We start from the raw sequence: 274 nt of genomic DNA, 5'->3' as shown, positions 1-274 counted from the left end.
GGTCTACGACGCCAATGCCGACGATGCCGACAATCTCGGGACGCTGACCTACACGCTGTCAGGGGCGGACTCTGCCCTGTTCGACATCGACGCTTCGACCGGCGTGGTCACCTTCAAGAACGCGCCGGACTTCGAGAGCCCGCTCGATCAAGGCGCCAACAACGTCTACGACATCACCGTCACCGCCTCCGACGGCACGCTGAGCACCGGCCAGGCGGTCGCCATCACGGTGACCAACCAGAACGACAACGCACCGGTGTTCTCATCGGGCACG

General features: G+C 64.2%; 1 protein-coding gene. It reads left to right on the top strand.

What is annotated here, in order from left to right; translation table 11 throughout:
* Nucleotides 1-274: cadherin repeat domain-containing protein (locus BQ8482_RS35640; RefSeq protein ID WP_133254897.1), on the top strand; the 274-nt coding region annotated here is incomplete at both ends.

The sequence above is a fragment of the Mesorhizobium delmotii genome (genome assembly GCF_900149755.1).
Lineage (GTDB): Bacteria > Pseudomonadota > Alphaproteobacteria > Rhizobiales > Rhizobiaceae > Mesorhizobium > Mesorhizobium delmotii.
The sequence above is the reverse complement of the archived record's forward strand: the minus strand, read 5'-3'. Positions and strand labels throughout refer to the sequence as shown.